Below are 23,260 nucleotides of genomic sequence, written 5' to 3'. Positions count from 1 at the left end.
ATGTACATTGTCTGGCATAAAAAATGCTGAAAATGACCCAGTCACTGCATACACCGAATTCTCTACGCTTATAGCGTTACCTCACCCCCAAACTTTCATTAGTGAAAATAAAGATACGCCCATATCTAATTGATTTAATTAAAAATAAATCATATCAGCATGTAAAAATCCACAATGTACAAAAAACGCGCCGCTACGGAATATTTTATCTACAAAAACAGATTAAATAAAAATTTTTCACTAATTGATTAGTCATAGCCAGCGATATACGCTATGCGAAAATGCAGATGGCAATGAGATCCACTGCTTTCATCTCTATTAACGTCCCATTACGCTTTTATTAAGGAGCATTAGCATGTTCTCACCGCAGTCACGCTTGCGTCATGCAGTTGCAGATACGTTCGCGATGGTTGTTTACTGTTCTGTCGTGAACATGTGTATTGAAGTTTTCCTCTCCGGAATGAGCTTCGAACAGTCTCTTTATTCCAGATTGGTAGCGATTCCGGTGAACATCTTAATTGCATGGCCATACGGTATGTACCGCGATCTGTTTATGCGCGCGGCACGCAAAGTTAGTCCGTCGGGCTGGGTAAAAAATCTGGCGGATATCCTGGCGTATGTGACGTTCCAGTCACCGGTGTATGTGGCGATCTTGTTAGTGGTGGGCGCAGACTGGCATCAGATTATGGCTGCGGTCAGTTCAAACATCGTTGTTTCGATGTTGATGGGGGCGGTTTATGGCTACTTCCTCGATTATTGCCGCCGACTGTTTAAAGTCAGCCGTTACCAGCAGGTAAAAGCCTGACCCTTCTTTTCGCGACTGGCATCGCCAGTCGCGTCTTTAACTGGCTTCGCCAAATAAACCATTCAAATAACGTTCAAGCGCAACACGCGAACTAAAGCCATGTGGGATACCGTAATGCTCATGACGTTCACCCGCTAAATAGAGCGGAAATTGCTGGTAATGGTCGCACGTTTTAATATCGGAAGCGGGTTCAGCCAGTGTTGAACTGCGTTCTTTTAATGTTGGATGAATTACCAGAGCGGTACGTCCCATTCGCGCTTCGCGATTAACATAGACATAATTTTCCCCACGGCGGTAACCATACGCTTTCTGAGTTACCACATCGACAGTAAAACCGACTTTTTCAAGTACGCGCGCCACCTCGTCTGGTCGTAAATACATATTTGATCCTCGTTATTATCAACCGCGGGCCTACCTTACCTGATTGCGCATTCACAACGCTTTCAGAAAAGTCCATAAAGCCGCGATGAACCTCAGTTAAGAAAATTATGGTCTACACTGAAAATTACATCGAATTCTAATGGGGGATCATATGTTTAACCGACCGAACCGCAACGACGTTGATGATGGCGTGCAGGATATCCAGAATGATGTCAATCAATTAGCTGACAGCCTCGAATCTGTATTGAAGTCCTGGGGCAGCGACGCCAAAGGGGAAGCCGAAGCCGCTCGTAGTAAAGCGCAGGCTCTACTGAAAGAAACCAGAGCGCGAATGCATGGTCGTACTCGCGTTCAGCAAGCCGCGCGCGATGCCGTTGGCTGCGCGGATTCTTTTGTTCGTGAAAGACCCTGGTGTAGCGTGGGTACAGCAGCTGCGGTTGGTATTTTTATCGGCGCACTGTTAAGCATGCGCAAATCGTAGTGCAACAATGATAATAAATACGCGTCTTGACCCCGGAACCTGATTTCGGGGTTTTTTAGCTTAAGGCTTTACGTAATTGTTGTGCTACCTGTCGCGCCATACCTTCGTTAACGATATTGGTAAACGAGAGAAGTAATCCACCTTCCCCACTTGAGCGGATACGCCAGTCGCTAAGTGCCTGCACCGCAAGGCCTGCAGCATTGGCTTTACGCGCATGGGCAATATCATCGCCCATCATTCTGATCACCATCTGGATACCACCTTTCTGCGGCACAACCTGAAATCCCTGCTGCGTCAACGCTTGCTCAATCCATTGCCGACGTTGAGCATAATGCTGACGCATTTTCTTCAGATGCCGCCAGAAATGCCCCTCGCGAAGAAAGTCTGCCAGTGTGTTCTGCCATAGAACAGGTACCGCACATGGAGCCAGTGACGCCTGGTGGCGGAATTGTGCAATTTGCTTCACCGGCACCACCAGCCACGCACAGCGCAATGCAGGAAATAGTGCTTTGCTGAATGTTCCGGCATAAATTACCCGCTGCGGTGCATCGAGACTTTTTAACGCCGGTAACGGCTTACCGTGATAGCGAAACTCACTGTCATAATCATCTTCAATAATCCATGCCTGACTACGCTCTGCCCATTCCAGTATCTGATGCCTGCGCGCTAAAGAGAGCGCCACACCCAGCGGGCTTTGGTGTGCTGGTGTTATCAGGGCAAAACACGCATCAGGATAATTTTGTATTCCGCTTGTGATATCCAGTCCGTTGTCATCAACCGGCACAGGCAAAATTTCCACACCGTGGCGAGTGACAATCGGGCGAATCAGTGGAAAGCCGGGATCTTCCATCCACATCCCGTTTCCCGGTTTCGCCAGCGCGTGCAGAATTAAAGCCATTGAGGCCGCATAACCGTGAGTGATAAAGACCTGCTCTGGCTGACAATCAATCCCACGTGAAACGCGTAAGTAATCAACTATTGCCTCACGCAACGCCGCCTCACCGCAGACATCGCCTAACGCCAAATCAAAGCGCGTCTGGGTACGAAGGCGACGCCCCATCACCCGCGCCCACAGCTCTCGCGGAAAGAGATCGAGTGCGGGTAATCCCATTTGAAATGGCAACGGTTGCTGACTTTCACCGGCAAAAGACACAACTTGTACAGTAGATTGTTGCGGATATATCTGCTCACTGACAAATGTGCCAGCCTGTCCCCGCCTGATCAGCCATCCTTGCGCCACCAGCTCAGCATACGCATTTTCGACAGTGGATCGAGACACCCCCAGTTCCTGCGACCAGGTACGACTTGAAGGTAGCCTTGCGCCGGGTTTCAGTTCCCCTTGCTCAATAGCCGTTTTTAACTGACGGGCGATATCCTGATAGCGCGGCATATGGTCTGCTTTTTTAGGTAATTTATGGCTCTCTTTAGCAGTCCATTATAGTGCTACATTGCGGGCGTTAATAAGAGGAGAAACTGTATGACTACATTACGTCAGCCTTACTACGAACTTAGCCCAACGGTATATAACGCGCTGGTGCAGGCCAAAACGGCGCTGGAAAATAGCACGCTGGAAACTACGCTGATGGAGTTAGTTTATTTGCGCGTCTCGCAAATCAATGGTTGCGCATTTTGTCTGGAGATACACAGCAAAGCATTACGCAAATCCGGTGTGCCGCAGCATAAGCTGGATGCCCTGGCAGGCTGGCGCGTAAGCCATCATTTTGACGATCGCGAGCGGGCGGCGCTGGCATGGGCGGAATCGGTGACCGATATTGCCCGAACCCATGCGGAAGACGACGTTTATCAGCCTTTGCTTGAGCATTTCAGCGCAGCAGAAATCAGCGACTTAACATTTGCCATCGGGCTGATGAATTGCTTTAACCGCCTGGCCGTTTCCATGCGGATGTAACTTCCTGATGCCGGGCAATCGCCCGGCAAAAAAACACAAAATCCCCTACCCCGTTGAGCCATTCATCGGTGGTGTAATCAATCTAAAATTCCCATATCTTGTATGGTTGAATCTTTTTTCAACTACATCTAGTATCTCTGTATCAACAGAGAGACAACCCGACGCGTATCATCGCGCCGTATCTTCATTTTAAACGGAAATACGAATCATGCGCATTACTATTTACACTCGTAACGATTGCGTTCAGTGCCACGCCACCAAACGGGCGATGGAAAACCGGGGCTTTGATTTTGAAATGATTAATGTCGATCGCGTTCCTGAAGCGGCGGAAGCGTTACGTGCTCAGGGCTTTCGTCAGTTGCCGGTAGTGATTGCAGGCGATCTTAGCTGGTCTGGTTTCCGCCCGGACATGATCAATCGTCTGCATCCAGCGCCACACGCGGCCAGTGCATGAGCCAACTCGTCTACTTTTCCAGCAGCTCCGAAAATACGCAGCGTTTTATCGAACGTTTAGGACTGCCCGCGGTGCGCATCCCGCTCAATGAGCGGGAACGGATTCAGGTAGACGAGCCTTACATCCTGATCGTGCCCTCTTACGGCGGCGGCGGTACGGCTGGCGCGGTGCCACGACAGGTAATTCGCTTTTTAAACGACGAGCACAACCGGGCGTTGCTTCGCGGCGTTATTGCTTCGGGTAATCGCAACTTTGGTGAGGCGTATGGCCGTGCCGGAGATGTGATAGCCCGGAAATGCGGCGTGCCGTGGCTGTACCGCTTTGAACTCATGGGTACGCAAAGCGATATCGAAAACGTTCGTAAAGGAGTAACCGAATTTTGGCAACGACAACCGCAGAACGCCTGACGCAGGAAACAATGGATTACCACGCCCTGAATGCGATGCTTAACCTTTACGATAGCGCAGGTCGCATTCAGTTCGATAAAGATCGCCAGGCCGTTGACGCCTTTATGGCGACGCATGTGCGCCCTAACAGGGTGACCTTCAGTAGCCAGCAGCAGCGCCTGAACTGGCTGGTCAACGAAGGTTACTATGATGAAAGCGTCCTTAATCGCTACTCTCGCGATTTTGTCATTACGCTGTTTGCCCACGCACACGCCAGCGGTTTTCGTTTTCAGACATTCCTCGGAGCATGGAAGTTTTACACCAGCTATACGTTGAAGACATTCGACGGTAAGCGTTATCTGGAAGATTTTGCCGATCGAGTCACGATGGTGGCGCTGACGCTGGCACAAGGCGATGAAACACTGGCGACGCAACTGACCGATGAGATGCTGTCAGGACGCTTTCAGCCTGCAACACCGACATTCCTCAACTGCGGTAAACAGCAGCGTGGCGAACTGGTTTCCTGTTTTTTGCTGCGTATTGAAGACAATATGGAGTCGATTGGCCGGGCAGTAAATTCCGCACTACAACTGTCGAAACGCGGCGGCGGCGTGGCATTTTTGCTGTCGAATCTGCGGGAAGCGGGCGCGCCAATTAAACGTATTGAAAATCAATCTTCTGGCGTGATTCCGGTGATGAAAATGCTGGAGGACGCATTTTCCTATGCCAACCAGCTCGGCGCGCGTCAGGGTGCTGGCGCAGTCTATTTACATGCCCATCATCCCGATATTCTGCGTTTTCTCGATACAAAGCGGGAAAATGCCGACGAGAAAATCCGCATTAAAACACTGTCGCTGGGCGTGGTTATCCCGGATATCACCTTCCATCTGGCAAAAGAGAATGCGCAGATGGCACTGTTTTCGCCCTATGACATTGAGCGTGTTTATGGCAAGCCGTTTGCCGATATCGCCATCAGTGAACACTATGACGAACTGGTTGCCGATGAGCGAATCCGCAAAAAATACATCAACGCCCGTGATTTCTTCCAGCGACTGGCAGAAATCCAGTTTGAGTCCGGCTATCCCTACATCATGTATGAAGACACGGTTAACCGTGCTAACCCTATCGCCGGGCGCATAAATATGAGCAATCTCTGCTCAGAAATTTTGCAGGTTAACAGCGCCTCAGAGTATGACGAGAATCTCGACTATGCCCGCACAGGCCATGATATTTCCTGCAATTTAGGTTCGTTGAATATTGCCCACACCATGGATTCCCCCGATTTTGCCCGCACGGTAGGGATCGCCGTACGCGGTTTAACTGCGGTGTCAGATATGAGTCATATTCGCAGCGTGCCGTCCATCGAAGCCGGAAATGCCGCCTCACACGCTATCGGTCTGGGGCAGATGAATTTACACGGTTACCTGGCGCGAGAAGGCATCGCCTATGGTTCGCCGGAAGCACTGGATTTCACCAATCTCTATTTCTACACCATCACCTGGCACGCGCTGCGTACCTCAATGTTGCTGGCGCGCGAACGCGGTGAAACCTTCGCCGGGTTCAAACAGTCACGCTATGCCAATGGTGAATATTTCAGCCAATATCTGCAAGGGAACTGGCAGCCGAAAACGGCGAAAGTTGGCGAGTTGTTTGCTCGTAGCAGCATCACGTTACCTACCCGCGAAATGTGGGCGCAACTGCGCGACGACGTGATGCGCTATGGCATATACAACCAAAATCTCCAGGCGGTGCCGCCAACCGGTTCCATCTCTTATATCAACCATGCCACGTCGAGTATTCATCCGATTGTGGCGAAAGTAGAGATACGCAAAGAGGGCAAAACAGGACGCGTTTACTACCCTGCCCCGTTTATGACTAACGAGAATCTGGCGCTGTATCAGGACGCTTACGAAATCGGCGCAGAAAAGATCATCGACACCTACGCCGAAGCGACTCGCCATGTCGATCAGGGGCTGTCGCTGACACTGTTTTTCCCCGATACCGCCACCACTCGCGATATCAACAAAGCGCAGATTTACGCCTGGCGCAAAGGTATCAAAACGCTCTACTACATCCGCCTGCGTCAGATGGCGCTGGAAGGCACTGAAATTGAAGGCTGCGTCTCCTGCGCGCTTTAAGGAATATCAATGAAACTCTCACGTATCAGCGCCATCAACTGGAATAAGATATCTGACGATAAAGATCTGGAGGTGTGGAACCGCCTGACCAGCAATTTCTGGCTACCAGAAAAGGTGCCACTATCGAACGATATTCCCGCCTGGCAGACATTAAGTGTCGTAGAACAACAACTGACGATGCGCGTTTTTACTGGCCTGACGCTGCTCGACACGCTGCAAAATGTTATCGGCGCACCTTCGCTGATGCCCGATGCACTCACGCCCCATGAAGAGGCGGTTTTATCGAATATCAGCTTTATGGAAGCGGTTCATGCCCGCTCTTACAGTTCGATTTTCTCGACGCTGTGCCAGACCAAAGATGTCGATGCCGCCTACGCCTGGAGTGAAGAAAACGCGCCGTTGCAGCGAAAAGCACAGATTATTCAGCAACATTATCGCGGTGATAATCCGCTGAAAAAGAAAATCGCCAGTGTGTTTCTTGAATCATTTTTGTTCTATTCCGGTTTCTGGCTGCCGATGTATTTTTCCAGCCGCGGAAAGCTAACCAATACCGCAGACCTGATCCGTCTGATTATCCGGGATGAAGCAGTCCACGGTTACTACATCGGCTATAAATATCAGAAAAACCTGGAAAAGATCTCCCAGGCACGACGTGAAGAATTGAAGAGTTTCGCCTTCGATTTGTTGCTGGAACTCTATGACAACGAGTTGCAATACACCGATGAGCTGTACGCCGAAACCCCGTGGGCTGACGATGTGAAAGCGTTTCTCTGTTACAACGCCAATAAGGCGTTGATGAATCTGGGCTACGAACCATTATTTCCCGCAGAAATGGCGGAAGTGAATCCGGCAATCCTCGCCGCGCTTTCGCCGAATGCCGATGAAAATCACGATTTCTTTTCCGGTTCAGGCTCTTCATATGTGATGGGAAAAGCGGTCGAAACAGAAGATGAAGACTGGAATTTCTGAGGGTGTTATTTTCAAAAATATCACCAACCACAGTAGGGAAATAATTCCCGCCAAATAGCTTTTTATCACGCAAATATTTTGTGGTGATCTACACTGATACTCTGTTGCATTATTCGCCTGAAACCACAATATTCAGGCGTTTTTTCGCTATCTATGACAAAAAAATATCAACTTTCTCGATTTGCTCTCAGCCCTTATATCATGGGAAATTCCGGCGATTTGCTCGCATCAATATTCATGCCACATTTGCCATCAGGGGTTGCCTCAGATTCTCAGTATGTTAGGGTAGAAAAAAGTGACTATTTCCATTGGGTAATGTATCGACATAAACAAATAACAGGAATCTTTCTATTGCATGGCAATTAAATTAGAAATTAAAAATCTCTATAAAATATTTGGCGAGCATCCTCAGCGAGCGTTCAAATATATCGAACAAGGACTTTCAAAAGAACAAATTCTGGAAAAAACCGGGCTATCGCTTGGCGTAAAAGACGCCAGTCTGGCCATTGAAGAAGGCGAGATATTTGTCATCATGGGATTATCCGGTTCGGGTAAATCCACAATGGTACGCCTTCTCAATCGCCTGATTGAACCCACCCGCGGGCAAGTGCTGATTGATGGTGTGGATATTGCCAAAATATCCGACGCCGAACTCCGTGAGGTGCGCAGAAAAAAGATTGCGATGGTCTTCCAGTCCTTTGCCTTAATGCCGCATATGACCGTGCTGGACAATACTGCGTTCGGTATGGAACTGGCCGGAATTAATGCCGAAGAACGCCGGGAAAAAGCCCTTGATGCACTGCGTCAGGTCGGGCTGGAAAATTATGCCCACAGCTACCCGGATGAACTCTCTGGCGGGATGCGTCAACGTGTGGGATTAGCCCGCGCGTTAGCGATTAATCCGGATATATTATTAATGGACGAAGCCTTCTCGGCGCTCGATCCATTAATTCGCACCGAGATGCAGGATGAGCTGGTAAAATTACAGGCGAAACATCAGCGCACCATTGTCTTTATTTCCCACGATCTCGATGAAGCTATGCGTATTGGTGACCGAATTGCCATTATGCAAAATGGTGAAGTGGTGCAGGTTGGTACACCGGATGAAATTCTTAATAATCCGGCGAATGATTATGTTCGTACCTTCTTCCGTGGCGTCGATATTAGCCAGGTGTTCAGTGCGAAAGATATTGCCCGTCGTACACCGAACGGCTTAATTCGTAAAACCCCCGGCTTCGGCCCGCGTTCGGCACTGAAATTATTGCAGGATGAAGATCGCGAATATGGCTACGTCATCGAACGTGGTAATAAGTTTGTCGGCGCAGTGTCTATCGATTCGCTTAAAACCGCGTTAACGCAGCAGCAAGGTCTTGATGCGGCGCTGATTGATGCGCCGTTAGCGGTCGATGCGCAAACGCCTCTTAGCGAGTTGCTCTCTCATGTCGGACAAGCGCCCTGTGCGGTGCCCGTGGTCGACGAGGACCAACAGTATGTCGGCATTATTTCGAAAGGAATGCTGCTGCGCGCTTTAGATCGTGAGGGGGTAAATAATGGCTGATCAAAATAATCCGTGGGATACCACGCCAGCGGCGGACAGTGCCGCACAATCCGCAGACGCCTGGGGTACACCGGCGACTGCACCGACTGACGGCGGTGGCGCTGACTGGCTGACCAGTACGCCTGCACCAAACGTCGAGCATTTTAATATTCTCGATCCGTTCCATAAAACGCTGATCCCGCTCGACAGTTGGGTCACTGAAGGGATCGACTGGGTCGTTACCCATTTCCGTCCCGTCTTCCAGGGCGTTCGCGTTCCGGTCGATTACATCCTTAACGGTTTCCAGCAATTGCTGCTGGGTATGCCCGCACCGGTGGCGATTATCGTTTTCGCTCTCATCGCCTGGCAAATTTCCGGTGTCGGAATGGGCGTGGCGACGCTGGTTTCGCTGATTGCCATCGGCGCAATCGGTGCCTGGTCACAGGCAATGGTTACTCTGGCGCTGGTGTTAACCGCCCTGCTGTTCTGTATCGTCATCGGTTTGCCGTTGGGGATCTGGCTGGCGAGAAGTCCACGAGCGGCGAAAATTATTCGTCCACTGCTTGATGCCATGCAGACCACGCCAGCGTTTGTTTATCTGGTGCCAATTGTCATGCTGTTTGGTATCGGCAACGTGCCGGGCGTAGTGGTGACGATCATCTTTGCTCTGCCACCGATTATCCGTCTGACTATTCTTGGTATTAACCAGGTTCCGGCGGATTTAATTGAAGCCTCGCGCTCATTCGGTGCCAGCCCGCGGCAGATGCTGTTCAAAGTTCAGTTACCGCTGGCGATGCCGACCATTATGGCGGGTGTTAACCAGACGCTGATGCTGGCCCTTTCTATGGTGGTCATTGCCTCGATGATTGCCGTCGGTGGGCTGGGTCAGATGGTACTTCGCGGTATCGGTCGTCTGGATATGGGCCTTGCCACCGTTGGCGGCGTCGGGATTGTGATCCTCGCCATTATCCTCGACCGCCTGACGCAGGCCGTTGGGCGCGACTCACGCAGTCGCGGCAACCGTCGCTGGTACACCACTGGCCCTGTCGGTCTGCTGACCCGCCCATTCATTAAGTAACTCTGCACTTGCCCGGTGACGCCGGGCATTTTCACCCTGCCAAAAAAAGGAATAACAATGCGACATAGCGTACTTTTTGCGACAGCGTTTGCCACGCTTATCTCTACACAAACTTTTGCTGCCGATCTGCCGGGCAAAGGTATTACTGTTAATCCAGTTCAGAGCACCATCACTGAAGAAACCTTCCAGACGCTGCTGGTCAGTCGTGCACTGGAGAAATTAGGTTATACCGTCAATAAACCCAGCGAAGTGGATTACAACGTTGGCTACACCTCACTTGCTTCCGGCGATGCAACCTTTACTGCGGTGAACTGGACGCCGCTGCATGACAACATGTACGAAGCTGCCGGTGGCGATAAGAAATTTTATCGTGAAGGGGTATTCGTTAACGGCGCGGCACAGGGTTACCTGATCGATAAGAAAACCGCCGACCAGTACAAAATCACCAACATCGCGCAACTTAAAGATCCGAAGATCGCCAAACTGTTCGATACCAACGGCGACGGTAAAGCGGATTTAACCGGCTGTAACCCAGGCTGGGGCTGCGAAGGTGCGATCAACCACCAGCTTGCCGCGTATGGACTGACCAATACCGTGACGCATAATCAGGGGAACTACGCAGCGATGATGGCTGACACCATCAGTCGTTACAAAGAGGGTAAGCCGGTGTTTTACTACACCTGGACGCCGTACTGGGTGAGTAACGAACTGAAACCGGGGAAAGATGTGGTCTGGTTGCAGGTGCCGTTCTCCGCACTGCCGGGTGATAAAAATGCCGACACCAAGCTGCCGAATGGTGCGAATTACGGCTTCCCGGTCAGCACCATGCATATCGTTGCCAACAAAGCCTGGGCCGAGAAAAACCCGGCGGCAGCGAAACTGTTTGCCATTATGCAGTTGCCAGTGGCAGATATTAACGCCCAGAACGCCATTATGCATGACGGCAAAGCCTCAGAAGGCGATATTCAGGGCCACGTTGATGGTTGGATCAAAGCCCACCAGCAGCAGTTCGATGGCTGGGTGAATGAGGCGCTGGCAGCGCAGAAGTAATTTTTATTCGGGCGGATAAGGCGCTTTTGCCTCATCCGCCGCTCTGTACACAATGCCTGATGCGACGCGGCCGCGTCTTATCATGCCTGCAAACCACACCGCACATTTCAACAATCTATCTTTCATCCCATATTCATCAACATCCGCTATTATTGATTTCCAGATTAATCATCACCTGATGAACAAAAATAATGACTAAACCTAATCATGAGCTTAGCCCGGCACTGATCGTGCTGATGTCTATCGCCACCGGTCTGGCGGTAGCCAGTAACTATTACGCCCAGCCATTACTCGACACCATCGCGCGTAACTTTTCCCTTTCCGCCAGTTCGGCGGGCTTTATTGTTACCGCCGCGCAGTTGGGCTATGCCGCAGGTCTGCTGTTTCTTGTTCCCCTCGGTGATATGTTTGAACGCCGCCGCCTGATTGTCTCGATGACCTTACTGGCAGCGGGCGGTATGTTGATTACCGCCAGCAGTCAGTCGCTGGCGATGATGATCCTCGGTACGGCATTAACCGGTTTATTCTCGGTCGTGGCACAAATTCTGGTTCCGCTGGCAGCAACGCTGGCTTCACCGGACAAACGCGGCAAAGTGGTCGGCACCATTATGAGCGGGCTGCTGTTGGGGATCTTACTGGCACGAACCGTTGCCGGGTTGCTGGCAAACCTCGGCGGCTGGCGCACCGTCTTTTGGGTTGCCTCGGTATTAATGGCACTGATGGCGCTGGCGTTATGGCGCGGCCTGCCGCAGATGAAATCAGAAACCCACCTCAACTATCCACAGTTGTTAGGTTCCGTTTTCAGTATGTTTATCAGCGATAAAATTCTGCGCACCCGCGCGTTGCTGGGCTGCCTGACCTTTGCCAACTTCAGCATTCTCTGGACCTCAATGGCCTTTTTGCTCGCCGCTCCACCTTTTAACTACAGCGATGGCGTCATTGGTCTGTTTGGACTCGCGGGAGCTGCCGGAGCGTTGGGCGCTCGTCCGGCGGGCGGTTTTGCCGATAAGGGCAAATCGCACCACACCACAACTTTCGGTCTGCTGCTGCTGTTACTTTCATGGCTTGCTATCTGGTTTGGCCACACTTCCGTACTGGCCTTGATTATCGGCATCCTGGTGCTGGATCTCACCGTGCAGGGCGTGCATATCACTAACCAGACGGTAATTTATCGAATATACCCTGATGCGCGTAATCGCCTGACCGCAGGTTACATGACCAGCTACTTTATTGGCGGTGCTGCCGGTTCGCTAATTTCAGCCTCAGCCTGGCAACATGGCGGTTGGGCTGGCGTTTGTCTGGCTGGCGCGACGATTGCCCTGGTTAACTTACTGGTCTGGTGGCGAGGTTTTCATCGTCAGGAAGCCGCAATTTAAGCAATCAGCAACCGTTTTCGTGGCTTTACACTTATAAGGGTGTTAAGAAGCCCATCAGTCTGATAAGGTTAAGATATTCATTCAGTCTATTTATAATATTAACAGTCGTTAAGCGTACACTCTATGGAAAGCCCTACTCCACAGCCTGCTCCTGGTTCGGCGACCTTCATGGAAGGATGCAAAGACAGTTTACCGATTGTTATTAGTTATATTCCGGTGGCCTTTGCGTTCGGTCTGAATGCGACCCGTCTGGGATTCTCTCCTCTCGAAAGCGTTTTTTTCTCCTGCATCATTTATGCAGGCGCGAGCCAGTTCGTCATTACCGCGATGCTGGCAGCCGGGAGTAGTTTGTGGGTTGCTGCACTGACCGTCATGGCAATGGATGTTCGCCATGTTTTGTATGGCCCGTCACTGCGTAGCCGTATTATTCAGCGTCTGCAAAAATCGAAAACCGCCCTGTGGGCGTTTGGCCTGACGGATGAGGTTTTTGCCGCCGCAACCGCAAAACTGGTACGCAATAATCGCCGCTGGAGCGAGAACTGGATGATCGGCATTGCCTTCAGTTCATGGTCATCGTGGGTATTTGGTACGGTAATAGGGGCATTCTCCGGCAGCGGCTTGCTGCAAGGATATCCCGCCGTTGAAGCAGCATTAGGTTTTATGCTTCCGGCACTCTTTATGAGTTTCCTGCTCGCCTCTTTCCAGCGCAAACAATCTCTTTGCGTTACCGCAGCGTTAGTTGGTGCCCTTGCAGGCGTAACGCTATTTTCTATTCCCGTCGCCATTCTGGCAGGCATTGTCTGTGGCTGCCTCACTGCGTTAATCCAGGCATTCTGGCAAGGAGCGCCCGATGAGCTATGAGGTTCTGCTGCTTGGGTTACTGGTTGGCGCGGCGAATTATTGCTTCCGCTATTTGCCGCTGCGCCTGCGTGTGGGTAATGCCCGCCCAACCAAACGTGGCGCGATAGGCATATTGCTCGACACCATTGGCATCGCCTCGATATGCGCTCTGCTGGTTGTCTCTACCGCACCAGAAGTGATGCACGATACACGCCGTTTCGTGCCCACTCTGGTCGGCTTCGCGGTACTGGGTGCCAGTTTCTATAAAACACGCAGCATTATCATCCCAACACTGCTTAGTGCGCTGGCCTATGGGCTCGCCTGGAAAGTGATGGCGATTATATAACCCACAAGAATCATTTTTCTAAAACAATACATTTACTTTATTTGTCACTGTCGTTACTATATCGGCTGAAATTAATGAGGTCATACCCAAATGGATAGTTCGTTTACGCCCATTGAACAAATGCTAAAATTTCGCGCCAGCCGCCACGAAGATTTTCCTTATCAGGAGATCCTTCTGACCCGTCTTTGCATGCATATGCAAAGCAAGCTGCTGGAGAACCGCAATAAAATGCTGAAGGCTCAGGGGATTAACGAGACGTTGTTTATGGCGTTGATTACGCTGGAGTCTCAGGAAAACCACAGTATTCAGCCTTCTGAATTGAGTTGTGCTCTTGGATCATCCCGTACCAACGCGACGCGTATTGCCGATGAACTGGAAAAACGCGGTTGGATCGAACGTCGTGAAAGCGATAACGATCGTCGTTGCCTGCATCTGCAATTAACGGAAAAAGGTCACGAGTTTTTGCGCGAGGTTTTACCACCGCAGCATAATTGCCTGCATCAACTCTGGTCCGCGCTCAGCACAACAGAAAAAGATCAGCTCGAGCAAATCACCCGCAAATTGCTCTCCCGTCTCGACCAGATGGAACAAGACGGTGTGGTTCTCGAAGCGATGAGCTAACGCGTCATCTCGCTCAAAAATCCAGATTTATAAAAGAAAAAATGACTGGCCAGCATCGCAACATGCTGGCCTTTTTGGCAAGCAGGTCGGCTCAGCCGATGAGTTAAGAAGATCGTGGAGAACAATATGAGCGCAAATGCGGAGACTCAAACCCCGCAGCAACCGGTAAAGAAGAGCGGCAAACGTAAGCGTCTGCTCCTCCTTCTCACCTTGCTCTTTATAATTATTGCCGTAGCGATAGGGATTTATTGGTTTTTGGTACTGCGTCATTTCGAAGAAACCGATGACGCATATGTGGCAGGGAATCAGATTCAAATTATGTCTCAGGTGTCTGGCAGCGTGACGAAAGTCTGGGCCGATAACACCGATTTTGTAAAAGAAGGCGATGTGCTGGTCACTCTCGACCCGACAGATGCTCGCCAGGCGTTTGAAAAAGCCAAAACGGCACTGGCTTCCAGCGTGCGCCAAACCCACCAGCTGATGATTAACAGCAAACAGTTGCAGGCGAATATTGAGGTGCAGAAAATCGCCCTTGCGAAAGCACAAAGCGACTACAACCGCCGTGTGCCGCTGGGCAATGCCAACCTGATTGGTCGCGAAGAGCTGCAACACGCCCGCGACGCGGTGACCAGTGCCCAGGCGCAACTGGATGTCGCCATTCAACAATACAATGCCAATCAGGCGATGATTCTGGGGACTAAACTGGAAGATCAGCCTGCCGTGCAACAGGCTGCCACCGAAGTACGTAACGCCTGGCTGGCGCTGGAGCGTACCCGTATTGTCAGTCCGATGACCGGTTATGTCTCCCGCCGAGCAGTACAGCCTGGGGCGCAAATTAGCCCAACGACGCCGCTGATGGCGGTCGTTCCAGCCACCAATATGTGGGTGGATGCCAACTTTAAAGAGACGCAGATTGCCAATATGCGTATCGGTCAGCCGGTCACCATCACCACCGATATTTACGGCGATGATGTGAAATACACCGGTAAAGTGGTTGGTCTGGATATGGGCACAGGTAGCGCGTTCTCGCTGCTTCCGGCGCAAAACGCCACCGGTAACTGGATCAAAGTCGTTCAGCGTCTGCCTGTTCGTATTGAACTGGACCAGAAACAGCTGGAACAATACCCGCTGCGTATCGGTTTATCCACGCTGGTGAGCGTCAATACCACTAACCGTGACGGTCAGGTACTGGCAAATAAAGTACGTTCCACACCGGTCGCGGTAAGCACCGCGCGTGAAATCAGCCTGGCACCTGTCAATAAACTGATCGACGATATCGTAAAAGCTAACGCTGGCTAATCCAGAGGTGCGTGTGATGCAACAGCAAAAACCGCTGGAAGGCGCGCAACTGGTCATTATGACGATTGCGCTGTCACTAGCGACATTCATGCAGGTGCTGGACTCCACCATTGCTAACGTGGCGATCCCCACTATCGCCGGGAATCTGGGCTCATCGCTCAGCCAGGGAACGTGGGTAATCACTTCTTTCGGGGTGGCGAATGCCATCTCGATCCCGCTTACCGGCTGGCTGGCAAAGCGCGTTGGGGAAGTGAAGCTGTTCCTCTGGTCGACCATCGCCTTTGCTATTGCGTCGTGGGCGTGTGGTGTCTCCAGCAGCCTGAATATGCTGATCTTCTTCCGCGTGATTCAGGGAATTGTCGCCGGGCCGTTGATCCCGCTTTCGCAAAGTCTATTGCTGAATAACTACCCGCCAGCAAAACGCTCGATCGCGCTGGCGTTGTGGTCGATGACGGTGATTGTCGCGCCAATTTGCGGCCCGATCCTCGGCGGTTATATCAGCGATAATTACCACTGGGGCTGGATATTCTTCATTAACGTGCCGATTGGCGTGGCGGTGGTGTTGATGACACTGCAAACCCTGCGCGGACGCGAAACCCGCACCGAACGGCGGCGGATTGATGCCGTGGGGCTGGCACTGCTGGTGATTGGTATCGGCAGCCTGCAGATTATGCTCGACCGTGGTAAAGAGCTGGACTGGTTCTCATCGCAGGAAATAATCATCCTCACCGTGGTGGCGGTGGTGGCTATCAGCTTCCTCATTGTCTGGGAACTAACTGACGATAATCCGATAGTCGATCTGTCGTTGTTTAAATCGCGCAACTTCACTATCGGCTGTTTGTGTATCAGCCTCGCGTATATGCTTTACTTCGGCGCGATTGTTCTGCTGCCGCAGTTATTGCAAGAAGTCTACGGCTATACAGCAACCTGGGCGGGGCTTGCCTCTGCGCCGGTAGGGATTATTCCGGTGATCCTGTCGCCGATTATCGGCCGCTTCGCGCATAAACTGGATATGCGGCGGCTGGTAACCTTCAGCTTTATTATGTATGCCGTCTGCTTCTACTGGCGTGCCTATACCTTTGAACCGGGTATGGATTTTGGTGCGTCGGCCTGGCCGCAGTTTATCCAGGGCTTCGCGGTGGCCTGCTTCTTTATGCCGCTGACCACCATTACGCTGTCCGGTTTGCCACCGGAACGACTGGCGGCGGCATCGAGTCTCTCCAACTTTACGCGAACGCTGGCGGGATCTATCGGCACGTCCATTACGACGACTATGTGGACCAACCGCGAGTCGATGCACCACGCACAGTTAACCGAGTCGGTAAACCCGTTTAACCCGAACGCTCAGGCGATGTACAGCCAACTGGAAGGGCTGGGGATGACGCAACAACAGGCATCAGGCTGGATTGCCCAGCAGATCACTAATCAGGGGCTGATTATTTCCGCCAATGAGATCTTCTGGATGTCAGCCGGGATATTCCTCGTCCTGCTGGGGCTGGTGTGGTTTGCTAAACCGCCATTTGGCGCAGGTGGCGGCGGAGGCGGTGCGCACTAAGGTTGTCAAAGGGAGCTGCGGCTCCCTTTTTATTTGCTCATTCTGTAAACGGTTGTTTTATCATCTCAAACGGTGTATCTTTTCGCCGCCCCAAACTCTTCCATTCACCATTAATCGGTTCTGAGCATTCGCTCAGGTTGTTAACTCTCTTTTTTCTTCGCCCTCGCTTTCGCGGGTGATACTCACATTTTTCTTTTAACCCCATAACTCGCACCCACGCGGGCGTACATTTATTACACACAAAATAATGGATTATTATGATTATCCAACGTAAATACGGGAGAACCTGGCATTATCCCTTCTCCCCTGGCACCACCAGCGATGACCGCATTAACGCCAGTTACTGGCAAGATATGCAGGCAATTTCGCAGTTGGTACATACTGAAAAACTCGACGGCGAAAATAACTGTCTTAATCGCTTCGGCGTGTTTGCCCGTTCCCATGCCGCGCCAACGGAATCGGCATGGACCTATAAAATTCGCCAACGCTGGCAATCGCTGAAAAACGATCTCGGCGATCTGGAGTTGTTTGGTGAAAATCTTTATGCCGTTCATTCGATTGAATATCGCGCCCTGGAGCAGGATTTTTATCTGTTTGCCGTTCGCTGCCAGGATATGTGGCTGAGCTGGGAAGAGGTGCAGTTTTACGCCGCTCTGTTTGATTTCCCCTGCGTTCCCGAAATCTCCGGCCCGCAGCCGGGGAATGATGAAAAAAGCTGGCAACGTGATTTTCTGGCGCTGACCAATGCGCGCGGCGCGTTCGATCCCTGGGATACGCAAACCGGGCAACCCTGTACGCTGGAAGGCATTGTCAGCCGGAATAGTGATGCGTTTTCCGTCGCTGACTTTTCGCATAACGTCTTCAAGTATGTACGCAAAAATCATGTCAAAACCACCGAGCACTGGAAACGCCACTGGCGACGGGCGCGGATGGCCCATGAGTTCGCTTATGGAGAACAGTCATGATTTGGCAACTTACCGACGACAAACGCTGGTCGACGCTACGCCAGCGTTTTAGCTGGGTTGAGGATATGCATAACACGCCGCAAGACCCGGAGCATCATGGTGAAGGCGACGTTGGTGTGCATACTGAAATGGTGCTGAACGCACTCGTTGCGATGGCTGAGTTTCAGCAACTCCCCGCTCAGCAGCAGGAAATTTTATGGGCGGCGGCGTTATTGCATGACGTTGAAAAGCGCAGTACTACCGTGCAGGAAAACGGACGTATTCAGTCCCCTGGTCATGCTCGTCGGGGTGAATTGACGGCCCGACAAATTTTATGGCGCGATATCCCGACACCGTTCGTGCTACGCGAGCAAATTGTTGCACTGGTGCGTCTGCATGGGTTACCGCTATGGTTACTGGAACGTCCGGAACCGGAGCGTTTGCTGCTCACGGCTGCAATGCGTATCGACACGCGTCTGCTCGCTTTGCTTGCTCGTGCCGATCTGCTTGGTCGCCATTGTCATGATCAGCAATCAATGCTGGAACGCATCGATCTGTTCAAGCTATTTTGCCAGGAGCAACAATGCTGGGGAAAAGTGCGTTCATTCGCTTCGGATTCCGCACGCTGGCATTACCTGACCCATGAACAAAGTTCTCCTGATTTTGTTCCCTGGGAGGCTGAATCTTTTGAGGTTATTTTGCTGTGTGGTTTACCGGGTATGGGCAAAGATCGCTTTATCAGTGAACAGTGCCAGAGAGTGAACGTTATCAGCCTTGATGATATGCGGCGGCGAATCAATGCCAGTCCGGACGACAAAACCGCCACCGGGCGTATTGTGCAACAGGCAAAAGAAGAAGCGCGCGTTTTTTTACGCCAGAAGAAGCCGTTCATCTGGAATGCAACGAACATTACCCGCCAGTTGCGTAGCCAGCTCATCAGTCTGTTTACGGCTTACGGTGCACGAGTAAAAATCGTTTATCTGGAAGTACCGTGGGCGCAATGGAAGCAGCAAAATGCCAGGCGCGAGTATGCCGTTCCTGAAGCGGTCGTGATGCGGATGGCCTCAAGGCTGGAAGTTCCTCAACCTGATGAAGCACATAGCGTGGAATATCGGGTGACTGACAGGTAATAAAAACCGGGCGGTGATATCACCTGCCCGGCCTCTTCAATTGACTAGATGTGCAATTCCTGCAACTTTTCTTTCGGCAGCGCCAACTCTTCGTTGCTGTTGATGCGTACGTCACGTTCCAGGATATTACGCGCAATATCCTGCGCTTCCTGCAACGAATGCATCTGATAAGTACCACACTGGTAGACGTTCAGTTCCGGGATCTGATTCTGATCCTGCACTTTCAGCACGTCTTCCATTGCCGCTTTCCAGGCATCAGCAACACGCTGCTCATCTGGCGTACCAATCAGACTCATATAAAAACCGGTGCGGCAGCCCATTGGCGAGATATCGATAATCTCAACGCCATTACCGTTAAGATGGTTACGCATAAAACCAGCAAACAGGTGCTCCAGGGTATGGATCCCTCTTTCTGGCATCACTTCTTTGTTCGGCACGCAGAAGCGCAGATCGAACACGGTGATTGCGTCGCCATGCGGGGTGTTCATTGTTTTCGCCACCCGAACTGCAGGCGCTTCCATCCGGGTATGATCGACTGTGAAGCTATCTAACAACGGCATTTAGCCACCTCCGGTAATTTTTTTAAAAATTTTCTGAACTCTTTCTTCCCAGGCGAGTCTGAGTATATGAAAGACGCGCATTTGTTATCATCATCCCTGAATTCAGAGATGAAATTTTGGCCACTCACGAGTGGCCTTTTTCTTTTCTGTCAGGCGTGTTTTTCCAGCCACACCGCAAACGGTTCGGTATCAGCGGCTTCCATTTCCTGCTGACGGCGTACAGACGCCTCGCGCTCGGCTACAAAATCCTCTTCACGCAGAATTTCCAGCGGCTCTTCACGCAGCAGATTACGGTACGCTTCAGCAAACGCTTTACCTGTTCCGCCAATACCAGTATCAATCATAGACCTTAAGATACGGGCAGAGAAAGTCAGATCGGGATTATCGAAGCAGGCGACCAGTTCATCACACACTTTCTGGTACGCTTCGCCGCCGTTAATGCTATCCAGCGTTTGCGCCACGCGTTTCAGATCGCGGAACAAATCTTTCCCCACCTGCGGCAACGGGAACTGCGCGGTTTCGCAGCCGATACCCAGCGTCAGGCCCGGTTTGCGACCTTCGAGGATCACCCGGTTCCAGTTAACGCGTGTACAGGCAAGTTCGCTACTGCTCATTTCCGGTGCATCAGCCAGCGCACACCAGACCATAAACAGATCGAGGAATCGCACCTGTTGTTCATCTACACCAATCGGCGAGAACGGGTTGATGTCCAGCGAACGCACTTCAATATATTCAATGCCGCCACGTAACAACGCATCAGAAGGCGACTCGCCGCTGTGGGTCACACGTTTTGGACGAATCGGCGCGTACAGTTCGTTTTCAATCTGCAGCACATTGCTGTTGATTTGCAACCGCTTACCGTCTTTCTCAATACCAATCTTTGCGTACTCTTCCGATGGCGTTTTGATTGCCTGTTTAAGGCCCGCTACGTACTCGTAGAGATCGTTAAAGGTGATACCAAGATTGCTTTGCGATTTGTTGGTATAGCCAAGATCGCTCAAACGAAGAGAGGTCGCATACGGCAGGTAATACATACCGCACTCAGTTTTCTCAAACGGCAGCGACGTTGGTTTTCCTTGCAGGAAAGAAGAACAAATCGCCGGAGACGCGCCAAACAGATAAGGAATGACCCAACCGAAACGATAGTAATTGCGGATAACGCGGAAATAGCCCGCAGAAATTTTCTCTTTGGCATCAGCGCCCGAGATATCACCACACTTCGCTTGCCAGAATGCCATTGGCAAAGAGAAATTGTAGTGCACGCCGGAAATGGTTTGCATCAGCGCGCCGTAGCGATTTTTCAGCCCTTCACGGTACAGCGTTTTAAAGCGTCCAGTGTTAGAAGTGCCGTACTGTGCCAGTTCGATGTCCTGACCTTCTGCGATGTAGCATGGCATACTTAACGGCCACATCCGCTCATCTCCCATATTGCGCGCCGTATAACGATGCAGATCGCGCATAAAGGTCAACATATGTTCAATATCACCATCCACTGGTGTAATGAATTCCAGCAATGCTTCCGCAAAATCGGTAGTAATCCATTTGTGCGTCAGTGCGGAACCTAATGCTTCAGGATGACCTGTTGTTGCCAGTGTTCCATCAGCATTAACACGCAAAGTTTCGCGTTCCAGCCCACGCTGTATCCCCTTTAACGCCTGAGGATGTTTTTCCAGCCAGGCCAGCGCCTGTGATACGTCCGGGATCAAATTGACCTCCCGCCTGTCAAAATCGTTTTAATTAGCATAACTGTAATGGTGACCATGTGTGCAGGCCTACAATTAGTGCCACCACATCATGCCCTGAACGGTCGCTGCTGCAACTGCAACATAGCGTAACGCTTTACCAAGGCACAAAAAAAAGATTACTGGCCCCCAGGAGATGCGCATCCATCCCGCTAACAGACACAGTAAATCGCCAACCACGGGCATCCAGCTTAATAATAGCGTGACTGCACCATAGCGTTTCAGCCAGCCGGTAGCTTTCTCTTGCCAGCGCGATGTTTTACGCAATGGAAAGAAACGCCCAAGGATAACGTTAGTTAACCCTCCAAGGCTATTACCCATTGTTGCTGTTAAAACTAAAACCCAGGGATGACTTACCCCGGAAAGCAACATTGCAACCAGCACGACTTCGGAATTACCGGGTAATAGTGTAGCGCTGAGGAAACTACTGGCAAACAACGAGAAAAGCGATAAAGCTTCACTCACAGCAAGCGAACATCCACAGCGTCCATGCCTGCAGCACGGGCCGCCTGAATACCGAAATCGGCATCTTCAAAGACCACACACTGCGTTGGTTGCACGCCCATACGCTGCGCGCACAATAAAAATGTGTCTGGCGCAGGTTTATGATGTTTGACGTGATCGGCAGCAACGACGGCGTCAAAATAACGGCGTAATCCCAGGTGCGTTAGCAGTGCCTCAGCGATGGCGCTTTCACTCCCCGTTCCTACAGCCATTGGTCGACGTCCGTGCCAGCTTTTCACCACTTCAACAAGGGGGAGTGGTTCGACGCTATCGAGTAACATGCTTCTGACTGCTTCTGTTTTTTCACGCGCCAGCGCATGCGGGTCGAGATCGGCCTGATTAAGCTCAATAATCGCCTGAGCAATGCGCCACGTGGGCGAGCCATTAAGCGCAATCATCGCCTGAACATCGTATTGAAGACCGTAGTGCCCTAATACTTCGCGCCACGCTTTACGGTGCGTAGGCTCCGTATCCAGGATTGTGCCATCCATATCAAAAATTAAACCTGCATAACGCTCGTACATGGTCTTCTCGCAAGTCGAAAAATATGACGCTACTTTAGCGTAATTGCTTGATTTTGTCGCTGATGGCGAAGGAGAAGAATATTCAGGAAATGGATAAAATAGTTATTTAGAAATGAAATATTTTTGAAGGGGATTTTTTGGAGAAGATGGTGCATCCGGGAGGATGACTCACTGCCGTTCGCCCTTCGGGCCGTTGCTGCCGCAACGTTATCCTCCCTGGAGCAGACGGTGATTACCATCGCCTCTTCCATACCATCATCGCTGAAGATTACGGAGAATATGGTGCATCCGGGAGGATTCGAACCTCCGACCGCTCGGTTCGTAGCCGAGTACTCTATCCAGCTGAGCTACGGATGCATCGGGAGAACTTACTTTACTGCTGATATTGATACCGCTACTAAAGCCATATCAAATAAGAGATGGTGCATCCGGGAGGATTACTCGCCTTGCGGCTCGCCCTTCGGGCCGTTGCTGGCGCAACGTTATCCTTCCTGGTGCCTGCGGTTAATTCCGCTACCTCTTCGATATCTTCATTGCTGAAGATTTCGGAGAATATGGTGCATCCGGGAGGATTCGAACCTCCGACCGCTCGGTTCGTAGCCGAGTACTCTATCCAGCTGAGCTACGGATG

The 23,260-nt window shown here is 51.2% G+C and carries 24 protein-coding genes and 1 tRNA gene; 18 read left to right on the top strand and 7 right to left on the bottom strand.

Annotated elements, in window-relative coordinates:
• The first annotated feature begins 355 nt into the window (after positions 1–355).
• Entirely contained in the window at positions 356–805 is a 450-nt protein-coding gene (gene alaE / locus BEB54_RS23530) for an L-alanine exporter AlaE (protein ID WP_000492661.1), read from the top strand.
• Positions 806–841: 36 nt separating this feature from the next.
• Here alaE and BEB54_RS23525 read toward each other — a convergent pair whose 3' ends face one another.
• Positions 842–1,186: a DUF2002 family protein gene (locus BEB54_RS23525; RefSeq protein WP_000281320.1), complete on the bottom strand. Its 345-nt coding sequence runs from the start codon at positions 1,184–1,186 to the stop codon at positions 842–844.
• 151 nt (positions 1,187–1,337) lie between these two features.
• Here BEB54_RS23525 and BEB54_RS23520 point away from each other — a divergent pair, with 151 nt between their 5' ends.
• Positions 1,338–1,667 (top strand): DUF883 domain-containing protein, encoded by a 330-nt coding sequence (locus BEB54_RS23520; RefSeq protein WP_001295174.1) that lies wholly within the window; start codon positions 1,338–1,340, stop codon positions 1,665–1,667.
• 55 nt (positions 1,668–1,722) lie between these two features.
• Here BEB54_RS23520 and pdxR read toward each other — a convergent pair whose 3' ends face one another.
• On the bottom strand, positions 1,723–3,057 hold the full coding sequence (gene pdxR / locus BEB54_RS23515) for a MocR-like pyridoxine biosynthesis transcription factor PdxR (protein WP_105282299.1): 1,335 nt from the start codon (positions 3,055–3,057) through the stop codon (positions 1,723–1,725).
• Between the two features lie 87 nt (positions 3,058–3,144).
• Between pdxR and BEB54_RS23510 the strand changes: the two genes are divergently transcribed.
• The 16 genes from BEB54_RS23510 (at position 3,145) to BEB54_RS23425 (ending at position 19,299) form a co-directional block, all read left to right on the top strand.
• On the top strand, positions 3,145–3,576 hold the full coding sequence (locus BEB54_RS23510; RefSeq protein ID WP_105282298.1) for a carboxymuconolactone decarboxylase family protein: 432 nt from the start codon (positions 3,145–3,147) through the stop codon (positions 3,574–3,576).
• Positions 3,577–3,784: 208 nt separating this feature from the next.
• On the top strand, positions 3,785–4,030 hold the full coding sequence (gene nrdH, locus BEB54_RS23500; RefSeq protein ID WP_001223227.1) for a glutaredoxin-like protein NrdH: 246 nt from the start codon (positions 3,785–3,787) through the stop codon (positions 4,028–4,030).
• Positions 4,027–4,437, top strand: coding sequence for a class Ib ribonucleoside-diphosphate reductase assembly flavoprotein NrdI (nrdI, locus tag BEB54_RS23495; protein ID WP_000080947.1), 411 nt, complete (start codon positions 4,027–4,029; stop codon positions 4,435–4,437). Before nrdH ends, nrdI begins: the two co-directional genes overlap by 4 nt.
• A complete protein-coding gene (gene nrdE, locus BEB54_RS23490) occupies positions 4,410–6,554 on the top strand; it encodes a class 1b ribonucleoside-diphosphate reductase subunit alpha (protein ID WP_105277764.1) in 2,145 nt (714 codons plus the stop codon). The genes nrdI and nrdE overlap by 28 nt, the downstream gene beginning before the upstream one ends.
• Positions 6,555–6,563: 9 nt before the next feature.
• Positions 6,564–7,523: a class 1b ribonucleoside-diphosphate reductase subunit beta gene (nrdF, locus tag BEB54_RS23485; RefSeq protein WP_105277763.1), complete on the top strand. Its 960-nt coding sequence runs from the start codon at positions 6,564–6,566 to the stop codon at positions 7,521–7,523.
• A 355-nt stretch (positions 7,524–7,878) separates the two neighbouring features.
• Positions 7,879–9,081 (top strand): glycine betaine/L-proline ABC transporter ATP-binding protein ProV, encoded by a 1,203-nt coding sequence (gene proV, locus BEB54_RS23475; protein ID WP_000985494.1) that lies wholly within the window; start codon positions 7,879–7,881, stop codon positions 9,079–9,081.
• Positions 9,074–10,138 carry a glycine betaine/L-proline ABC transporter permease ProW gene (proW, locus tag BEB54_RS23470; RefSeq protein WP_000774978.1) on the top strand — a complete coding sequence of 355 codons (1,065 nt, stop codon included), beginning with the start codon at positions 9,074–9,076 and terminating at the stop codon, positions 10,136–10,138. The genes proV and proW overlap by 8 nt, the downstream gene beginning before the upstream one ends.
• 57 nt (positions 10,139–10,195) lie before the next feature.
• Positions 10,196–11,188, top strand: a complete 993-nt coding sequence (gene proX / locus BEB54_RS23465) for a glycine betaine/L-proline ABC transporter substrate-binding protein ProX (RefSeq protein WP_001216531.1) — start codon at positions 10,196–10,198, stop codon at positions 11,186–11,188.
• Between the two features lie 191 nt (positions 11,189–11,379).
• A complete protein-coding gene (locus tag BEB54_RS23460; RefSeq protein WP_105277762.1) occupies positions 11,380–12,564 on the top strand; it encodes an MFS transporter in 1,185 nt (394 codons plus the stop codon).
• A gap of 123 nt (positions 12,565–12,687) precedes the next feature.
• Complete coding sequence (ygaZ, locus tag BEB54_RS23455) at positions 12,688–13,425, top strand: L-valine exporter subunit YgaZ (protein ID WP_000445658.1); 738 nt, start codon at positions 12,688–12,690, stop codon at positions 13,423–13,425.
• Entirely contained in the window at positions 13,415–13,750 is a 336-nt protein-coding gene (gene ygaH, locus BEB54_RS23450) for an L-valine transporter subunit YgaH (protein ID WP_000119745.1), read from the top strand. Before ygaZ ends, ygaH begins: the two co-directional genes overlap by 11 nt.
• A gap of 90 nt (positions 13,751–13,840) precedes the next feature.
• Positions 13,841–14,371 (top strand): multidrug efflux transporter EmrAB transcriptional repressor EmrR, encoded by a 531-nt coding sequence (gene emrR / locus BEB54_RS23445; protein WP_000378442.1) that lies wholly within the window; start codon positions 13,841–13,843, stop codon positions 14,369–14,371.
• A gap of 126 nt (positions 14,372–14,497) precedes the next feature.
• Positions 14,498–15,670, top strand: coding sequence for a multidrug efflux MFS transporter periplasmic adaptor subunit EmrA (gene emrA, locus BEB54_RS23440; protein ID WP_001295175.1), 1,173 nt, complete (start codon positions 14,498–14,500; stop codon positions 15,668–15,670).
• A gap of 16 nt (positions 15,671–15,686) precedes the next feature.
• On the top strand, positions 15,687–17,225 hold the full coding sequence (gene emrB, locus BEB54_RS23435) for a multidrug efflux MFS transporter permease subunit EmrB (protein ID WP_012599898.1): 1,539 nt from the start codon (positions 15,687–15,689) through the stop codon (positions 17,223–17,225).
• Between the two features lie 257 nt (positions 17,226–17,482).
• The gene (locus BEB54_RS23430) at positions 17,483–18,190 is read left to right on the top strand and encodes an RNA ligase family protein (protein WP_088542227.1); all 708 of its coding nucleotides are present in this window, start codon (positions 17,483–17,485) and stop codon (positions 18,188–18,190) included.
• Positions 18,187–19,299, top strand: a complete 1,113-nt coding sequence (locus BEB54_RS23425) for an AAA family ATPase (RefSeq protein WP_105282297.1) — start codon at positions 18,187–18,189, stop codon at positions 19,297–19,299. Before BEB54_RS23430 ends, BEB54_RS23425 begins: the two co-directional genes overlap by 4 nt.
• Before the next feature lie 44 nt (positions 19,300–19,343).
• Here BEB54_RS23425 and luxS read toward each other — a convergent pair whose 3' ends face one another.
• From luxS to BEB54_RS23395, 5 genes are all read right to left on the bottom strand, one after another.
• On the bottom strand, positions 19,344–19,859 hold the full coding sequence (gene luxS / locus BEB54_RS23420) for an S-ribosylhomocysteine lyase (protein WP_001130208.1): 516 nt from the start codon (positions 19,857–19,859) through the stop codon (positions 19,344–19,346).
• A 149-nt stretch (positions 19,860–20,008) separates the two neighbouring features.
• Positions 20,009–21,565, bottom strand: a complete 1,557-nt coding sequence (gene gshA / locus BEB54_RS23415) for a glutamate--cysteine ligase (RefSeq protein WP_000611789.1) — start codon at positions 21,563–21,565, stop codon at positions 20,009–20,011.
• Positions 21,566–21,637: 72 nt separating this feature from the next.
• Positions 21,638–22,066, bottom strand: a complete 429-nt coding sequence (locus BEB54_RS23410; protein ID WP_001287462.1) for a YqaA family protein — start codon at positions 22,064–22,066, stop codon at positions 21,638–21,640.
• A complete protein-coding gene (gene yqaB, locus BEB54_RS23405) occupies positions 22,063–22,629 on the bottom strand; it encodes a fructose-1-phosphate/6-phosphogluconate phosphatase (protein ID WP_032184973.1) in 567 nt (188 codons plus the stop codon). The genes BEB54_RS23410 and yqaB overlap by 4 nt, the downstream gene beginning before the upstream one ends.
• A 280-nt stretch (positions 22,630–22,909) precedes the next feature.
• Positions 22,910–22,986: transfer RNA gene (locus BEB54_RS23395), tRNA-Arg, on the bottom strand.
• Between the last annotated feature and the right edge of the window lie 274 nt (positions 22,987–23,260).

The organism is Escherichia sp. MOD1-EC6021 (assembly GCF_002965245.1).
Classification (GTDB): Bacteria; Pseudomonadota; Gammaproteobacteria; order Enterobacterales; family Enterobacteriaceae; genus Escherichia; species Escherichia coli_F.
Note: the sequence above shows the minus strand (reverse complement) of the source record. Positions and strands in the feature narration are given on the sequence as shown.

Bases quoted from the DNA above. Each gene is read 5' to 3' on its own strand.
- alaE (WP_000492661.1), top strand. From the start codon at position 356: ATGTTCTCACCGCAGTCACGCTTGCGTCATGCAGTTGCAGATACGTTC.
- BEB54_RS23525 (WP_000281320.1), bottom strand. From the start codon at position 1,186: ATGTATTTACGACCAGACGAGGTGGCGCGCGTACTTGAAAAAGTCGGT.
- BEB54_RS23520 (WP_001295174.1), top strand. From the start codon at position 1,338: ATGTTTAACCGACCGAACCGCAACGACGTTGATGATGGCGTGCAGGAT.
- pdxR (WP_105282299.1), bottom strand. From the start codon at position 3,057: ATGCCGCGCTATCAGGATATCGCCCGTCAGTTAAAAACGGCTATTGAG.
- BEB54_RS23510 (WP_105282298.1), top strand. From the start codon at position 3,145: ATGACTACATTACGTCAGCCTTACTACGAACTTAGCCCAACGGTATAT.
- nrdH (WP_001223227.1), top strand. From the start codon at position 3,785: ATGCGCATTACTATTTACACTCGTAACGATTGCGTTCAGTGCCACGCC.
- nrdI (WP_000080947.1), top strand. From the start codon at position 4,027: ATGAGCCAACTCGTCTACTTTTCCAGCAGCTCCGAAAATACGCAGCGT.
- nrdF (WP_105277763.1), top strand. From the start codon at position 6,564: ATGAAACTCTCACGTATCAGCGCCATCAACTGGAATAAGATATCTGAC.
- proV (WP_000985494.1), top strand. From the start codon at position 7,879: ATGGCAATTAAATTAGAAATTAAAAATCTCTATAAAATATTTGGCGAG.
- proW (WP_000774978.1), top strand. From the start codon at position 9,074: ATGGCTGATCAAAATAATCCGTGGGATACCACGCCAGCGGCGGACAGT.
- proX (WP_001216531.1), top strand. From the start codon at position 10,196: ATGCGACATAGCGTACTTTTTGCGACAGCGTTTGCCACGCTTATCTCT.
- BEB54_RS23460 (WP_105277762.1), top strand. From the start codon at position 11,380: ATGACTAAACCTAATCATGAGCTTAGCCCGGCACTGATCGTGCTGATG.
- ygaZ (WP_000445658.1), top strand. From the start codon at position 12,688: ATGGAAAGCCCTACTCCACAGCCTGCTCCTGGTTCGGCGACCTTCATG.
- ygaH (WP_000119745.1), top strand. From the start codon at position 13,415: ATGAGCTATGAGGTTCTGCTGCTTGGGTTACTGGTTGGCGCGGCGAAT.
- emrR (WP_000378442.1), top strand. From the start codon at position 13,841: ATGGATAGTTCGTTTACGCCCATTGAACAAATGCTAAAATTTCGCGCC.
- emrA (WP_001295175.1), top strand. From the start codon at position 14,498: ATGAGCGCAAATGCGGAGACTCAAACCCCGCAGCAACCGGTAAAGAAG.
- emrB (WP_012599898.1), top strand. From the start codon at position 15,687: ATGCAACAGCAAAAACCGCTGGAAGGCGCGCAACTGGTCATTATGACG.
- BEB54_RS23430 (WP_088542227.1), top strand. From the start codon at position 17,483: ATGATTATCCAACGTAAATACGGGAGAACCTGGCATTATCCCTTCTCC.
- BEB54_RS23425 (WP_105282297.1), top strand. From the start codon at position 18,187: ATGATTTGGCAACTTACCGACGACAAACGCTGGTCGACGCTACGCCAG.
- luxS (WP_001130208.1), bottom strand. From the start codon at position 19,859: ATGCCGTTGTTAGATAGCTTCACAGTCGATCATACCCGGATGGAAGCG.
- yqaB (WP_032184973.1), bottom strand. From the start codon at position 22,629: ATGTACGAGCGTTATGCAGGTTTAATTTTTGATATGGATGGCACAATC.